Source organism: Streptomyces sp. NPDC044061, from assembly GCF_056434305.1.
Genome location: NZ_JBWKFL010000030.1, coordinates 29,594 through 44,164, shown reverse-complemented (window position 1 = coordinate 44,164; position 14,571 = coordinate 29,594). Strand labels below are relative to the sequence as shown.

Below are 14,571 nucleotides of genomic sequence, written 5' to 3'. Positions count from 1 at the left end.
TGGACTCCTAGTAGGCGCGGCCGAGGCCGTCGGTGGGCGACGCGGGCACGGGCGGGGTGGTGGGCAGCGGTTCGAAGCCGAGCGGTTCCCCGTGGTTGATCGGGAAGGTCGTCGGCATGGTGCCGGTGGCCCGGCCGTAGGCGCAGGCCACGGCAGCCATGGCGCCCGCGACGGCCAGCTCCCCGGCGCCACCGGGCTTTCCGGTGGTCGGCGGCATGACGACGATCTCCAGTTCCGGCGGTGTGTTCCACTGGCGGGTGTAGAAGTAGTTGTCCCAACTGCCTTCCGCGAAGTGCCCGTTGTCGAGGTGGAGGCCGGAGCTGAGCGTGATGGCGATGCCGTCCGTGATGCCGCCCATCATCTGGGCCTGCAGTCCTCGGGGATTGACGGCGAGGCCCACGTCGACGGCGCAGACCACTCTGGTGACGCGGGGCCCGGTGTACGCGTCGCGGATCTTCCTGCCGGTCGTCTCCGGCCGGCAGTCGATCTCGGCGAGGACAGCGACGTACGCGTGGTACTCGGGGTGGATCGCGATGCCCTGTGCCGTCCCGGCGGGCATGCTCCTCCCCCAGCCACCGACCTCGGCGACCTTGTCCAGGACGGCCCGCGCCCGGTCGTCCTTCAGGAAGTCGCGGCGGAACCGGTAGGCGTCCTTGCCCATCCTTCTCGCCAGCTCGTCCACCACCAGTTCCTGCGCGCACCGGACGTTGGGCGAGTAGATGTTGCGCATGGAGCCGGTGTTGAAGCCCTTGTCCGTCTCGCCGAGCAGCTGGGTGACGACCCCGAAGTCGTACGGAGTCTGCTGCGTCAGCGTGAAGATCGTCTCGGAGAAGGTGAGGTCCCCGACGGGCAGTCGCGCGGCTTCGGAGGTGATGATCTCGCCGACGCCGTGGCCGAAGTCGGTGGCCACGGAGGTGTGGCGCTGGTCGTAGGTCAGCACCTGGCCCAGCGCGTAGGTGGCCCGGGCCCGTGAGGTGGACATGGGATGGGTCCGGCCCTGGCGGAAGTCGTCGGTGCGGTGCCACATGAGCTTCACCGGTTTGCCTACCGCCCGGGAGATCTCGGCGGCCTCGGCGGCGGCGTCGTGGAACAGTTTCCGACCGAAGGAGCCACCCCCCTCGGTGACATGGACCTTGACCGCGGTGGCCGGCAGGCCGAGCTTCAGCGCGATCTGTTCCTGCGCGGTGATCGGCGACTTGAGGCTGCCCCAGATCTCGGCCGAGTCCTTCCGGACGTCGGCGATGGCGCAGTTGGTCTCCAGCGCGCTGTTGGAGGCGAAGTGGAAGGTGAACCGGGCGTCGACGGACTTGGTGAGCAGATCGAGGGCGGGCAGGGGCAGTTCGGCCTTGCGCAGCTCGTCCCGCACGGTGGTGTCCGACTTGCCGTCCGCGGTTCCCGGCCCCCAGGTGACCTTCAGGGCGCGGACGGCGTCGATGCACTGCCCGAAGGTTCGGCCGCGTACGGCGACGCCGGTGGACACCGGTACGACGTCGGTGATGCCGGGCAACGCCCGTACTTCCTCCAGATTCTCCACCGAGCGGACAGTGCCGTTGATCGTCGGCGGCCTGCACACCATGGTGGGCAGGGCGCCCGGCACCTGCAGGTCCATCGCGTACTGCTTGCGTCCGGTGACCGCGTCGAGCGCGTCGACGCGCCGCTGGGAAGTGCCGATGACGTGGAACTCGGACGGCTCCTTGAGCGTGACGGAGACCTGGGCGGTCGACACCGCCGCCGCCTTCTCCGCGAGTTCCCCGTAGCCGAGGCTCTTGCCCGTCACGGTGGAGGTGACGATCCCTGCCTTCGCGGTCAGCGCGTCGATCGCCTCCCCCAGTTCCAGGGCCGCCGCCCTCAGAAGCCGGCCGCGCGCGACGGCGGCCGCGACGCGGATCGGGGTGAAGGTGGAGATCGTCGTGTTGGACCCGCCGGTGAGCTGGTTGAAGACCAGCTCCGGCCGGGCGTCGGCGAGCGAGACGCGGATCCGGTCCAGCGGCAGGTCCAGCTCCTCCGCGATGAGCATCGCACTGGAGGTGGTGATGCCCTGGCCGACCTCGGCCCGTGGCAGCGCGAAGGAGGCGGTGCCGTCCGCTTCGAGGCGGATCGTGATCAGGTTCGCCGTCGGCAGCGTGGCGTGGGTGAGCATGTCGTTGAGGTCGTAGATCTCGGCCGGTCCGGGCACGGAGGGCACCACCGCTTCCGCCTGCGCGGGGGCGAGGATGCTCTCGCCGAGCTGGGCCGCCACGGTCAGGGTCGAGGCGGCAACCACGTACCCCAGGAACCTTCGACGTCCGATCCCGTCCGGCTCGCCGACAGCCTGCTTCGGCTGCGGACGGCGGTGAGCTCCCATCAGCTGTCCTCTCGACCACGAAGTGGAGTGCGCCCGGATGAGCCGGGAACGAGGGACGGGGCGCCCGTCGGCATGAGCGCGACCGGTCCGTTCACGGCGGTTCTTGACTGTGCACGGTCGGCACACGCAGCGGAAGATCTTTGCAGCGCATTTCCTCGTAAGCCTCACGGCGCTTCACATTTGTGGGGTGCGCAGAGGCGGAGCGACAGCCTCGGCGTCCTCGTGTACCGACCCTCGGCGATGCCTGCGCGGGGGCATGAACGGTGTCTGTACAGCCCTGTCACCAGAGCCCTTCGTCCCCTGCCACGAGCCCTGCCCTCCGGGTCCGCCTGGTTCGCCGGTGAGGAGGCGCGGAGCCGGTCGACGTGCTGTGGGGCTGGGCACCCTGTCCGCGGTACTGCCGACGGTGGGCCGGGGACTCGCCGTGCTCCGCCCCCGGCCGTGCGGGCGTCGACCTGATCGCGGCTTTCGCACTCGGTGGCACCCTTGCCGTCCAGGAATACCTGGCCGGTGCGCTCGTAGCGCCGATGCCGGCCACCGGCCGCACCCTGGAGGCGGCAGCGCAGCGGCGGGCTCCGCACGGCCTGCGAGCGCTGCTGGGGCACGCGCCCCGCTCGGCGCGCCGCCGGACACCGGCCCCGCCGCCTCAAGACCCGTCTACGACTGGCCCACGCCCACGGCGGACTGGTCCCCGGCCGGCTCGACGACCCGCGCTGGTGCCTGTACGGACTGCCCGTCACCGTTCCCACGCAGCCGAGGAACGTCAGCAGCGCGGGCCGTTGCCCGACGATGGACAGCGGTGCCAGACCCCTACGCCCCCCGCAGCAGGGGTGGCCTGTCATGACCACCCGGCTCTGCGAGGAGGACGCCATGCACAGCAGTAGCCCGCATCGCGTGAGTGACGTGATGACGCGCGCCTCGTCGCGGTCGGTCGTGACACTCTGTTCCAAGGAGATCGTCGAGCGCATGGCGCCGGGGACGGTCAGCGCCCCGCCGGTGCTGGAGGGCGACGGCCGGGTGATCGGTCCGGTGTCCGAGGCCGATCTGCTGCGCGTCCTCGTCGGAGGGCGTCGAGCGCGATCTGCGCAGCGGCCGGACCGTCTCGCACCCGATGCCGTCCTGAGGACCGGTACTCGCACCGGCCGAGACCCGCCGCAGGGCCGATCGGCCCCGTCGACGGGACGGGCGGCCCGCGCCGTGCCCGGTTCGACGAAGCCACCATGGAACGAGGGCCGCAAGGACTCGGGTGCCGCGGCCCCCGCAGGCACAGAAGGGCTGAGGACATGACCCGGACAGCATGGACGACGACAGGCGTTTTCACGGGGCAGGGAGGCGCCCGTACCGACGAGGCCGGAATCGTCACCGGGGAGCTGACGGTGCACACCACCTGGGACCACGGGCAGGCTGATGTCGAGGTTCAGTACAGCGGCACCTCCCAGCGATTCACGCTGACCGGAAGCCCGGTGCGCTGCCCGTCCCGGCAGGAGAGCCGGCGCCTGCACCAGGCGGTGGTGGAAGCCGTGCGAGCCGGCGGCGGCACCACCGTTCCGCGGTTCGAACAGGTACGGGCGCGTCCTTGAACACCGGGTGTGTGCCCTTGGCCGATCAGTCGTGAGGGACGACGGCGACTGGGCGGCGCCCGTGGTGGATGGCGGCCTGCGCCACCGGCCCGACATGAGGCGCCAGACCGGGACGATGCCTGCGTCGCCCCACGACGAGCAGTGTGGCAACCTCCGCCGCCTGAACACGCCGAGTGCCTGGATCTCCCCTGCATGCTGAGCGTGGTGAGTACTCCGATACGAGGATCCCCCTCCTCCACCCCGGCGCCTGTGGAAGAGGGATGGAGGCACGCCTCGGGGCCGGACGTCGGCCGCGCAGGGACTTTCGGCCCTGTGGCCGAAGCCCGCCGTCGTCCGAGGGTTGTACGAGTGGGAGAACGGACCAGCGAGCTGCTGGAGGCCGACACCTGAGCGCACAGGGTCCGCTGTACGCATCCGAACCGCCTGCGCCGCGCAAGCAAGGGCGGCGCACGCGTCGTCGATGCGCACTGTGCGAGCCCAGACGACAGAACGGCAGGCGGGAGCCGGTGTGGCCGCCGGACTCGGAGCGACCCAACGAGCCATGCGTCTGGTACTGAACCGCAGAAGGTACGCGCAATGGGGCGCCGAATGGGACTTGGTGGAGCCGGAATGGTCCGCACGTCTTCGCCGGTGACGGGCGGGATCAGGCACAGGACCGGCAGGCGCGATGAGGAGGAGAACGATGTCGCACACAGCTGAGTGGAAGATCCGTCTCCATCTCTTCGAGGACGACGACGGAACGACGAAGGCACACCTGGTGCTGGACACCGGCACCACGGAGATCACCGCACGCGGAGCCGCACAGCGCAATCCGGCGGACACGAACGTTCCGGAGATCGGCGACGAACTGGCGGCGGGCAGGGCCATGCACGACCTCGCCGACCAACTGCTGAACACCGCCGAACGCGACATCCAAGGCATGCCTGCACCCAGTCTTCGGACCGGGCTCCCGCATGCGCACCGCGGATGAGGAATCCACACTGTTCCTGAGGAGTACCGGCCGGGGCGGCCCAGTCTCCACGGGCTCTCCCCGCGCGAACAGCGACGCTCGAAGGAGACGGTCATGACCACCGCCCGGGAGATCATGCACACCGGTGCGACCTGCGTCCAGGAGGACGAGACGCTGGAGACCGCCGCACGCAGGATGAAGGAACTGGACGTCGGAGCCCTACCGATCTGCGGCCCCGACAACCGGCTCCACGGGATCATCACCGACCGCGACATCGTGGTGAAGTGCATTGCCAGGGGCAAGGACCCCAGGACCATGACCGCGGGTCAGCTGGAGCAGGGAAAGCCGGTCACGATCGACGCCGAGGCCGACGCCGACCGGGTCCTCCACGCCATGGAGGACAACAAGATCCGGCGACTGCCCGTGATCGACGACCACCGCCTCGTCGGCATGATCAGCGAGGCGGACCTCGCCCGTCACCTGCCCGAGGATCAGGTGGGCCACTTCGTCGAAGCCATCTGCGCAGCCCCCTGACCCGACAGGCACTTGTCGCGTTGCCTGTGACGATCGCCGCGGGGCCCGCCTCGGAGTGGTGGGCGGGCGGCTCCGGCAGGGGAAGAGCTACTTGCTGGAGGCGCTCACCAGCGCCCGGGGAGGCTTCTTCTTCGGTGCTCAGCAAGGCACGGAGACCGAGTCGCTGAGCCATCTCGCCGACGAGCCGCGGCCCGGCATACGAACGCTTCTCCCCCCGCCTCGTCGGCACGGCCGGCAGGACGCCATCGACGAGCTTCCGGCACTCGGGGACCGACGGCCGATGGCCTACCGGCGGCACGACGGCGTACGGCCCGGCCGGGCCCGTCTCCTGCTCAGCGGCAGCTCCCTGCCCCTGATGCACCGGCTGCTCAGCACTGCCTCCCCGCTGGCGAACTCAGCGATCCGCACCTCACTGTGGGCCCGCTCGTCATCCGGCAGTCAGCACGGTTCTAGGGCATTGAGGATGGCGGCCTCGTCCTGCTCGTCCAGCCGGCGACACAGGCGAACAGGCAACCGCAGAGGGTGAGGCGGGAAGTGAGCGAGTGGCCGCCGTGCGTGGGGTGCCGGCGCCGAGAGAGGAACGACCATGCTCGAGAAAGTCCAGGACGTGCCCTCGGGAGTCGACGCCGTCAGAGCGACCGGCACGGTGTCGAAGGACGACTACCAAGCGGTGATCGAGCCACTCATCGACGACGCGCGCAGGGAAGGCCGCCGCATCCGGCTCCTGTACGAGGTCGGGACCGACTTCCGCGCGTTCACCCCGGCAGCCGGGTGGGAGGACCTCAAGGTCGGGATGGGCGCCATGCGGCTGTTCGAGGGATGTGCCGTCGTCAGCGACGTCCGGTGGATTCGGGAGTCGACCCGGCTGGCACGTTTTCTGATGCCCTGTCCGGTGCACGTCTACGGCGGCGGGGATCGCGAGGAAGCCCTGCGCTGGCTCGTCTCACTGCCGGAAGGGCCCGGCGTGTCCCACCGGCTGCTGTCCGCCGCGAGGGTTCTCGTAGTCGAAGTCGAACAGCCCTTGCGGGTGCAGGACTTCGACGCGCTGGCACAGACCGCCGACAGTTGGCTCGCAACCCACGAGATGCTGGCCGGCGTCGTGGTGCACGCTCGCGCCTTCCCGGGATGGGAGAACATGGGAAGCCTGATCCGGCACGTGCGTTTCGTCCGCGACCATCATCGCAAGGTCCGAAGGATCGCGCTGGCGGCCGACAGCAAGCTGGCCGAACTCGTGCCGCACCTCGCGAACCACTTCGTCCAGGCCGAAGTACGACGGTTCGGGTACGACGAACTCGACGATGCCGTGGCCTGGGCCGCGAATCCACCGGACCGCGACCCCGCCGACGCCGGTTGAGGGGGGAGACCGAGGCACGGCAGTACGTCCAGGAGGCCCTGGAGGCGGACATCGCCGACATCCAGGGGGCACGACCGGCGAGGGCATCCACCTCGGGGCCATGGCCGGGACCCTGGACCTGGTTCAGCGCGGCCTGACGGGCCGGGAGACACGCAAGGACGCCCTGTGGCTGGACCCGGTGCCTCTGACGGCGCTCTCCGAGCAGGGCTTCTCCCTGCGCGCGGCCCCAGCTTCCACCTGGCTCCCGCGCTCTGAGAGGCTGTCCGCCGTGCCCCTCGTCGATCCCCGCTTCAGCGTCCTGTCCGAGGACTTCGCCGCCGACCCCTACCGGTACTTCGCCGGGTTGAGGGAGCAGGCACCGGTGCACTACGAGCCGGCGATCGACAGCTATTTCCTCTCCCGCCACCGGGACGTGAAGCGGGTGCTGACCGACCACGAGTCGTTCACCACCCAAACACTGCAGGTACGTGCCGAGCCGGTGATGCGCGGCCCTGTCCTCGCGCAGATGACCGGAGCCGAACACACGGCCAAGCGAAAGATCGTCGTACGCGGCTTCACGGGGCAGGCCCTCCAGGACCAGATACGCGCCATCGACGCCAACGCCGCCGAGCTCATCGCCCCGTTTCTTCCTCGTGGACGGATGGACCTCGTCAACGACTTCGGCAGGCCCTTGGCCGTCCACGTGACGCTCGACGTTCTCGGCCTGGACAAGAGGGACTGGCAGCAGGTCGCCGCCTGGCACAGTGGGGTCGCCGAGTTCATCACCAGCATGGACCTCACCCCCGAACGCCGGCGGCACTGCATGGAATGCGCCGAGCAACTGGAGGCCTACCTCCTCCCCGTCATAGAACAGCGCCGCCGTCACCCGGGCGAAGACCTGATATCGAGGCTGTGCACCGCCGAGTTCGACGGCATCGCCATGAGCGACCGCGACGTGACGGCGCTGATCATCAATGTCCTCGCCGCCGCCACCGAGCCCGCCGACAAGACGCTCGCCCTCCTCTTCAAGCACCTGATCGACCACCCCGAGCAACTGGCGCAGGTCCGCAGGGACCCGGCCCTGCTGCCCGCCGCGATCGCCGAGACACTGCGCTACACCCCGCCTGTCCAGCTCATCCCTCGCCAGGCGGAGCGGGACGCCGTCTTCGCCGGCAGCACCGTCCCCGCAGGTGCCACCATCTTCTGCCTGATCGGCGCGGCCAACCGCGACCCCGACGCCTTCGCCGCCCCGGACACGTTCGACATCCATCGCCCGGACCTGGGTACGGCCCGCTCCTTCACCGCCGCCGCACAGCACCTGGCTTTCGGCACGGGACTCCACCAGTGCGTCGGCGCGGCCTTCGCACGCGCCGAGATCGAGACCGTCGCCGCGATGCTCCTGTCCCTGCTCGACCAGATCCGCCACACCCCCGGGGCCCGCTACCGGGAGACCGGCCTGTACACCCGCGGCCCCGCCTCCCTCCCCGTGGACTTCACCCCCGTACTTCACTGACATCGGCCCGTCCCGGCCCCGCCCGCCGACCAGGCGGGGGCGGGCGGCACCTTCCCCCGACCGCGGAGCCCTCCCGCCCTCCGCCATCCTCTTCAGGAGACGACAGCGATGACACCGACCGACATCACCCGCGCCATCAACGACCTGCTGTTCAGCCCCGACCTCGGCCTCGCCGAGGCAATCGACCGGCACTTCGCACCCGACTACCGCCAGCGCACCGACGGCGTGTGGAGCGACCGGGCCTCCTTCGCCCAGCACATGACACGCCTCCGCTCCCTGGTCCGCAGCGGCCGCATAGAGGTCCACGACGAACTCCGCGACGGGCTGCGCTACGCCGACCGCCACACCGTCACCCTCACCCAGCACAACGGCCGCACCTCCCGCACCGAGGTCTACCTCTTCGCCCAGTTCGCCCCCGACGGTCGCTTCCAGCGCGTCGAGGAGACCACCCTCCTGGTCACCGGCCACCCCGACGACGGGAACCTGGGGCTCGTCAAGTGACGCGCACGGGCCTTCGGGCGTACTGCCGCCCGAAGGTCCCCATGGGGCCCGTGCGAACCTCCGGGGTCCGAAAACCGTCTATTCGAGCGAGTCCGTGGCGGGGTCTCACTGAGACATGGGATGGGAGCGGCCATGGTGTCCGTGGGGGAGAGACTGAGCAGTGCGCGCGTACGGGCCTTCGTCGGCCGGGACGATGAACTCGGCCGCTTCGAAAGGGCCTTGACCGGCGATCCGCAGGCGCCGTTCGCGTTCTACGTGTCCGGGCCGGGCGGCATAGGGAAGTCGACGCTGCTGCGGTGCCTGGCGGACCAGGCCCGGGCCGCGGGCCGGCTGCTCGTCGAACTCGACGGCCGTTTCGTCAGCCGGGACCCGGCCGACTTCGAGCGCGCGGCCGGTCCTTTCCTGGACGTTCCCGGCACGGTGCTGTTCGTGGACTCCTTCGAGCACTGCCAGTGGCTGGAGAGCTGGCTGTGGCAGCACTTTCTGCCTCGCGCCGCCGACGGCACCCTGGTCGTCCTGGCGGGTCGGCTCACTCCCCAGCCGCAGTGGACCGCCGACCCCGCCTGGGCCGGGCTCCTGCACGCGAGCGAGCTCCAGCCGTTCTCCGAGGAACAGGCACGTAGCCTGCTGGCCGCGGCGCGCATCCGGCCGGAACTGCGGGATCGGGTGCTCCGCTTCGCCGGAGGCAATCCACTGGCCCTGTCACTCGCGGCCGCCGCGGGATCGACGGGCTGCGGCAGGGAGGAGATCTGGGCCCCTTCGGCGGACGTCCTGCGAACCCTGCTGGCGGGGCTGGTCGGTGACGTGCCCTCGGCGGCCCACCGCCGCGCCCTGGAGGTGGCGGCGCAGGCTCACTCGACGTCCGAGGAGCTGCTCACCGCGGTGCTGCCCGAGGAGGACGCCCATCTCCTCTTCTCCTGGCTGCGGGACCTGCCCTTCATGGAGTCCACGCACCGAGGGCTCCACCCGCACGACGCGGCACGCGAGACGCTGGCCGCCGACCTGCGCTGGCGGGCTCCGCACGCTTTCGTGACGATGCGCCGGCGACTGGCCGAGGAGTACCTGCGCCTACTGCGCGAGGCACCCGAGGAACGGGTCTGGACCGTCACCGACGAGCTCTTCTACCTCTTCCGGGAGGGGAAGATCCTGGCACGGCTCCGCACCTGGTCCCGCGAGGACGAGGTGCACGACCGCCCACTGCACCCGGACGACATGGATGTGGTGCTGTCGATGACGGAGGAGACCGAGGGGCCCGCCTCTGCGGAACTGGTCCGCTACTGGGCGCAGCGCCAGCCGCAGGCCTTCAGCGTCTACCGGCTCGTCAGCACGGGCCGGATCGTGGCGTTCACGACCCGGCTCGCTCTGCCGGCCCCTCCCGACCCCGAGGACCTGGCCACCGATCCCGTCGTCGCCGCGGCCTGGGAGCACACCGACGCCACCGCGCCGGTGCGCCCCGGCGAACACATCGGCGTCAGCCGCTTCTCGGTCTACCCCGAGCGGTACCAAGTCCCCTCACGCGTCATCGACTTGAGCAGTTCCCGCGCCCAGGCGGAGGCCGCCCGCGCCCGGGGCCGCGCCTACGGCTTCGCCGTCTGGCGTGACGCCGAGACCTGGGCCGAGCGCGTCAAGGGCACCCTCAGCGACACCGGTGCACGACCGCGTGTGGGTGAGCACACCTACGGCCTGTTCGGCGTCGATTGGCGCCAAGTGTCCGTCGAGGCCTGGCTCGGCCGCTTCATCTCGGCCGCTGAGGACCCCGCCCCGGCCGGGCCGTCGGGTTTCTCGCGCACCGCCTTCGACCAGGCCGTACGCGAGGCCCTGACACACTGGCGCGACCCGGCCGCCTTCGCCGCCTGCGCCCTGACGCGTACCCGCCTGGCGGCCGACCTCTCCGAGCCCGGCCCGGAGCTGCGCGCCCTGCTGCGCCAAACCGTCGACGACCTCGCCGGTGACCCGCGAGGCGTGCGCGCCCGCGAGGCCCTGACGGCGGGCTACTTCTCCGGCGCGCCCACCCAGGAGGCCGCCGCCCGCCGCCTCGGCCTTCCGTACGGCACCTACCGGCGCCACCTGCGCCAGGGCATGGACCTGCTCTGCGAGGCCCTGTGGCAGCAGGAGCTGCACGGACCCCGATAGTGACAGCGGGCGCCTGCCCGGGAGCGAGGACAACGACAGGCGCCCGCCCCGGATCCATGGCGACGGCACACGCCCGTCGTCGGCGGGACCGGGTGGACAGGTGCGGACAGGAGTGGACAGTCATCGCCCCTGACAGGCCTGGATAGTGGACACCGCGCCGCACGAGTCTGTGCGCCATGAACCTCCCACGCACACAACCGGGGCGGACACCGCCCACCCCTCGGCCGTCGGCCGTGCTCGCGGTGCTCGCCGCGGCCCAGTTCACCGTCATGCTCGCCACCTCGATCGTCAACGTCGCGCTGCCGCAGATCCGCGCCGGTGTCGGCCTGTCGGACAGCGGCACCACCTGGGTGGTCAACGCCTACGGTCTGGCGTTCGGAGCACTGCTCCTGGCAGGCGGGCGGACGGCCGACCTGCTCGGTCGCCGCCGGGTGCTGACCGTCGGCCTCGCTCTGTTCGCGGCTGCCTCGCTGGCAGCGGGTGCAGCCACCTCCCCGGGTGTTCTCATCGCGGCCCGCGCCGTTCAGGGCCTCGGTGCCGCCGCCATCGCCCCGGCCGCGCTCGCCCTGGCCATGGACCTGTTCCCGTCCGGTCCCGGACGCGGCAGGGCGCTGGCGGTGTGGGGCGCGGTGTCCGGGGCGGGCGGCGCGTGCGGCGTCCTGCTGGGTGGGGTCCTCACCCAGGCGTGGGGCTGGGCATGGATCTTCCATTCCGTCGCGCTCGGGACGGTGGTGGTCCTGGCCGCCGTGTCGGCCCTCGTCCCACGGACGGCCGTCCGTGGGGCCGGACGGTTCGACCTGCTGGGCACCGCCACCGTCACCCTCGCTCTGACCTGCCTGGTCTGGGGGCTGACCACCGCACGCGGCGCCGGCTGGACGGACGGACGGGTGCTCGGCTCCCTCGGCGGAGCCGCCACGCTGCTCGCGACCTTCGCCGTGATCGAGCTGCGCCGGCCGAACGCCCTGCTACCGCCTCGCCTGCTCACCACGGGCCGGGTGGCCGCGGGCAACCTGCTGATGGCCCTGCTGGGGTCCGTGTGGATCGCCCTCTTCTTCTTCCTGCCGCTCTACCAGCAACAGGTGCTCGGATCCAGCCCCCTGGCCACCGGCGCGGGCCAACTCCCGCTCGCCGCCGCCAACATGATCGGATCCGTCCTGGCCCCGCGGCTGTCCCGGCGCATCGGCGCCACCGCGACCGTGACCGCGGCCCTGCTCACCGAGGCCGCCGGCCTGCTGTGGCTGTCACGGATCAGCGCCGACGGACAGTACTTCGCCGACGTCCTCGGCCCGAGCATCGTCGTCGGCCTCGGCCTGAGCGTCGCGTTCGTCCAGCTCACCGCACTCGCCGTGGACGGCGTCCCGCCGCAGGACGCGGGCCTGGCCGGAGGACTGGTGAACACCACCCGCCAGGTCGGCGGCGCGATCGGACTCGCCGCCCTCGCCACTCTCGCCGGATCGGTCACCGCGCACGCCACGGTCCACCGGTCGCACCTGGAGGCGCTCACCGCGGGCTACCGGGTCGCGTTCACCGTCTCGGCCGCGATCCTCGCCGCCACAGCTCTCCTCGCGCTGCTCCTCACCCGCCGTACCCGTGCGGGCACCGCGACCACCCCCACGCGCCGGGCTCCCGACCCGCACCCCTCACCGACTTCCTGCGTCGGCTGAGCCGAGAGACCAGCCACACCACCGAGACATGCCGACAAGAAAGGCAGCACATCCATGATCACCATCGACGAGACCGCCCCCGTCATCGTCCGCCTGAGCACCGCGATCCACGCCCCGCTCGCGACGGTGTGGGACCTGCACACCGACATCGCGGCCTGGCCCAACTGGAACCCGGACATCGAACAGACCGCCCTCAACCACCCGCTGCGGCCCGGCAGTACCTTCAGCTGGCGGACCCACGGACTGGAGATCACCTCCACGATCCGCGAACTGGTCCCCGGCGAACGGATCGTGTGGGGCGGCCCCGCCGCCGGCATCACCGGCGTCCACGTATGGACGTTCGAGCAGACCGGCGACCACGTCACCGTGCGCACCGAGGAGTCCTGGAGCGGCGCCCCGGTCGAGGCCGCGGCCGACGACCTCGGCAAGGCCCTCCACGCATCCCTGGAGAACTGGCTCTCCCACCTCAAGGCCCGTGCCGAGCGGCATGCCTGACGGAACATCACATCCACCGAAAGAGGTTTCTGCCATGACTGCCGACAAGCCTTACCTGACCGGCCACTACACCCCCGTCGCCGACGAGATCACCGCCACCGAACTGACCGTGGAGGGCGCCCTGCCCCCCGAGCTGACCGGCCGGCTGCTCCGCAACGGCCACAACCCCAAGCCCGGCGTCACGCCCACCCACTGGTTCAAGGGCAGCGGCATGGTCCACGGCATCCGGCTGCGCGAGGGACGCGCCGAGTGGTACCGCAACCGCTGGGTGCACACCCCCGCCCTGGACGGCGCTCCCTACATGACCGAGCACGGACCGGATCTGACCGCCAGCACCGCCGGCACCCACGTCATCGAGCACGCCGGGCGGCTGCTCGCTCTGTGCGAGGCCAACTACCCCTTCGAACTCACCCCGGCCCTGGAAACGGTCGGCGCCTACGACTTCGACGGCAAGCTGCGCACCGCCATGACCGCGCACCCCAAGGAGGACCCGGTGACGGGCGAACTCCACTTCTTCGGGTCCTCGCCGTTCCCGCCGTACCTGGTCTACTACGTCGCCGACGCCAAGGGCGAGGTCGTCCACCAGGCCGAGATCCCGGGGGCGACCGCCTCGCTCAAGCACGACTTCGCCATCACCCGCCGGCACGTGGTCTTCGTCGAGGGCAACGTCACCTTCGACCCCGCCGACCACTCCGGCATCCCCTACGGCTGGAGCGACCGGCAGCCCTCCCGCATCGGTGTCATGCCCCGCGGGACGGACGGCACCCAGCACATCCGCTGGTTCTCCATCGAACCGGGCAACATGCTGCACGTCGCCAACGCGTACGAGGACGGCCAGGGCCGCATCGTCCTGGAAGGCCCGACCGTGGACCGTGAGGGATTCCGGCTCTCCTGGAACTGGTGGATCGGCGCACCCGGGCGCGGCTCCGAGCCCGGCGCCCGCTCCTACACCCGCCGTTGGGTCATCGACACGGCGGCCGGAACGGTCGACGAGCAGATCATCGACGACCTGCCGGTGGAGTTCCCGACCCTCAACGAGGAGTACCTGGGCGCCGAGCACCGCTACCAGTACGCCATCTCCTTCCCCGACGAGAACGGCTTCGGCGGCTACGGCGTGGTCAAGTACGACCGTGTCACCGGCGCCCGCCGTATTCACCAGGCCGGTGACGCCCGTATGCCGAGCGAAGCCGTCTTCGTACCCGCCGCCGGCGCGACCGGCGAGGACGACGGCTATCTGCTCACCGTCGTCTCCGACCTCAAGCAGGACGCCTCCCAACTGCTGGTCCTCGACGCCTCGGGTCTCGACCGGATCGCCACCGTCCACCTGCCCCGCCGGGTGACCGCCGGAATCCACGGCTCCTGGATCCCCGACAGCACCCCAGACGGGAACCGGGGCTGACCACACCAGCCGCCCTGGGGGGGGGGGGGGGGGGGGAGGGCGGGGGGGGGGGGGGGCCCCAGAAACACCACCCCCGAGGGGGAGGGCGGAGAACTCGGTTGTTTTTGACGGCAACCAAGGTCGGGT

General features: G+C 70.9%; 12 protein-coding genes and 1 pseudogene. 12 read left to right on the top strand and 1 reads right to left on the bottom strand.

Going from position 1 to position 14,571, the window contains the following annotated elements:
- Positions 1-7 precede the first annotated feature (7 nt).
- A complete protein-coding gene (locus AC07CM_RS36190; protein ID WP_478880728.1) occupies positions 8-2,344 on the bottom strand; it encodes a molybdopterin cofactor-binding domain-containing protein in 2,337 nt (778 codons plus the stop codon).
- Between the two features lie 406 nt (positions 2,345-2,750).
- Between AC07CM_RS36190 and AC07CM_RS36185 the strand changes: the two are divergent.
- The 12 genes and pseudogenes from AC07CM_RS36185 to AC07CM_RS36130 all read left to right on the top strand — a co-directional run.
- A pseudogene (locus tag AC07CM_RS36185) lies at positions 2,751-2,976 on the top strand (heavy metal translocating P-type ATPase); the annotation flags it as partial.
- A gap of 208 nt (positions 2,977-3,184) precedes the next feature.
- Complete coding sequence (locus tag AC07CM_RS36180) at positions 3,185-3,631, top strand: hypothetical protein (protein WP_478880786.1); 447 nt, start codon at positions 3,185-3,187, stop codon at positions 3,629-3,631.
- Complete coding sequence (locus tag AC07CM_RS36175; protein ID WP_478880727.1) at positions 3,628-3,924, top strand: hypothetical protein; 297 nt, start codon at positions 3,628-3,630, stop codon at positions 3,922-3,924. Before AC07CM_RS36180 ends, AC07CM_RS36175 begins: the two co-directional genes overlap by 4 nt.
- 682 nt (positions 3,925-4,606) lie before the next feature.
- Entirely contained in the window at positions 4,607-4,894 is a 288-nt protein-coding gene (locus AC07CM_RS36170) for a DUF1876 domain-containing protein (RefSeq protein WP_478880726.1), read from the top strand.
- A gap of 93 nt (positions 4,895-4,987) precedes the next feature.
- A complete protein-coding gene (locus AC07CM_RS36165; protein WP_478880725.1) occupies positions 4,988-5,407 on the top strand; it encodes a CBS domain-containing protein in 420 nt (139 codons plus the stop codon).
- Positions 5,408-5,993: 586 nt separating this feature from the next.
- Positions 5,994-6,761 carry a SpoIIAA family protein gene (locus AC07CM_RS36160; RefSeq protein WP_478880724.1) on the top strand — a complete coding sequence of 256 codons (768 nt, stop codon included), beginning with the start codon at positions 5,994-5,996 and terminating at the stop codon, positions 6,759-6,761.
- 100 nt (positions 6,762-6,861) lie between these two features.
- Positions 6,862-8,253, top strand: coding sequence for a cytochrome P450, cyclodipeptide synthase-associated (locus AC07CM_RS36155; protein WP_478880723.1), 1,392 nt, complete (start codon positions 6,862-6,864; stop codon positions 8,251-8,253).
- 108 nt (positions 8,254-8,361) lie between these two features.
- Positions 8,362-8,754: a nuclear transport factor 2 family protein gene (locus tag AC07CM_RS36150; protein WP_478880722.1), complete on the top strand. Its 393-nt coding sequence runs from the start codon at positions 8,362-8,364 to the stop codon at positions 8,752-8,754.
- A 141-nt stretch (positions 8,755-8,895) separates the two neighbouring features.
- Entirely contained in the window at positions 8,896-10,887 is a 1,992-nt protein-coding gene (locus tag AC07CM_RS36145; protein ID WP_478880721.1) for an AAA family ATPase, read from the top strand.
- A gap of 176 nt (positions 10,888-11,063) precedes the next feature.
- Complete coding sequence (locus tag AC07CM_RS36140; RefSeq protein WP_478880720.1) at positions 11,064-12,551, top strand: MFS transporter; 1,488 nt, start codon at positions 11,064-11,066, stop codon at positions 12,549-12,551.
- Positions 12,552-12,605: 54 nt separating this feature from the next.
- Entirely contained in the window at positions 12,606-13,046 is a 441-nt protein-coding gene (locus tag AC07CM_RS36135; RefSeq protein WP_478880719.1) for an SRPBCC family protein, read from the top strand.
- Between the two features lie 34 nt (positions 13,047-13,080).
- On the top strand, positions 13,081-14,445 hold the full coding sequence (locus tag AC07CM_RS36130) for a carotenoid oxygenase family protein (protein WP_478880718.1): 1,365 nt from the start codon (positions 13,081-13,083) through the stop codon (positions 14,443-14,445).
- The last annotated feature ends 126 nt before the right edge of the window (positions 14,446-14,571 follow it).

Excerpts from the sequence above, each read along its gene's own strand:
- AC07CM_RS36190 (WP_478880728.1), bottom strand. The coding sequence starts at position 2,344 with ATGGGAGCTCACCGCCGTCCGCAGCCGAAGCAGGCTGTCGGCGAGCCG.
- AC07CM_RS36180 (WP_478880786.1), top strand. The coding sequence starts at position 3,185 with ATGACCACCCGGCTCTGCGAGGAGGACGCCATGCACAGCAGTAGCCCG.
- AC07CM_RS36175 (WP_478880727.1), top strand. The coding sequence starts at position 3,628 with ATGACCCGGACAGCATGGACGACGACAGGCGTTTTCACGGGGCAGGGA.
- AC07CM_RS36170 (WP_478880726.1), top strand. The coding sequence starts at position 4,607 with ATGTCGCACACAGCTGAGTGGAAGATCCGTCTCCATCTCTTCGAGGAC.
- AC07CM_RS36165 (WP_478880725.1), top strand. The coding sequence starts at position 4,988 with ATGACCACCGCCCGGGAGATCATGCACACCGGTGCGACCTGCGTCCAG.
- AC07CM_RS36160 (WP_478880724.1), top strand. The coding sequence starts at position 5,994 with ATGCTCGAGAAAGTCCAGGACGTGCCCTCGGGAGTCGACGCCGTCAGA.
- AC07CM_RS36155 (WP_478880723.1), top strand. The coding sequence starts at position 6,862 with ATGGCCGGGACCCTGGACCTGGTTCAGCGCGGCCTGACGGGCCGGGAG.
- AC07CM_RS36150 (WP_478880722.1), top strand. The coding sequence starts at position 8,362 with ATGACACCGACCGACATCACCCGCGCCATCAACGACCTGCTGTTCAGC.
- AC07CM_RS36140 (WP_478880720.1), top strand. The coding sequence starts at position 11,064 with ATGAACCTCCCACGCACACAACCGGGGCGGACACCGCCCACCCCTCGG.
- AC07CM_RS36135 (WP_478880719.1), top strand. The coding sequence starts at position 12,606 with ATGATCACCATCGACGAGACCGCCCCCGTCATCGTCCGCCTGAGCACC.
- AC07CM_RS36130 (WP_478880718.1), top strand. The coding sequence starts at position 13,081 with ATGACTGCCGACAAGCCTTACCTGACCGGCCACTACACCCCCGTCGCC.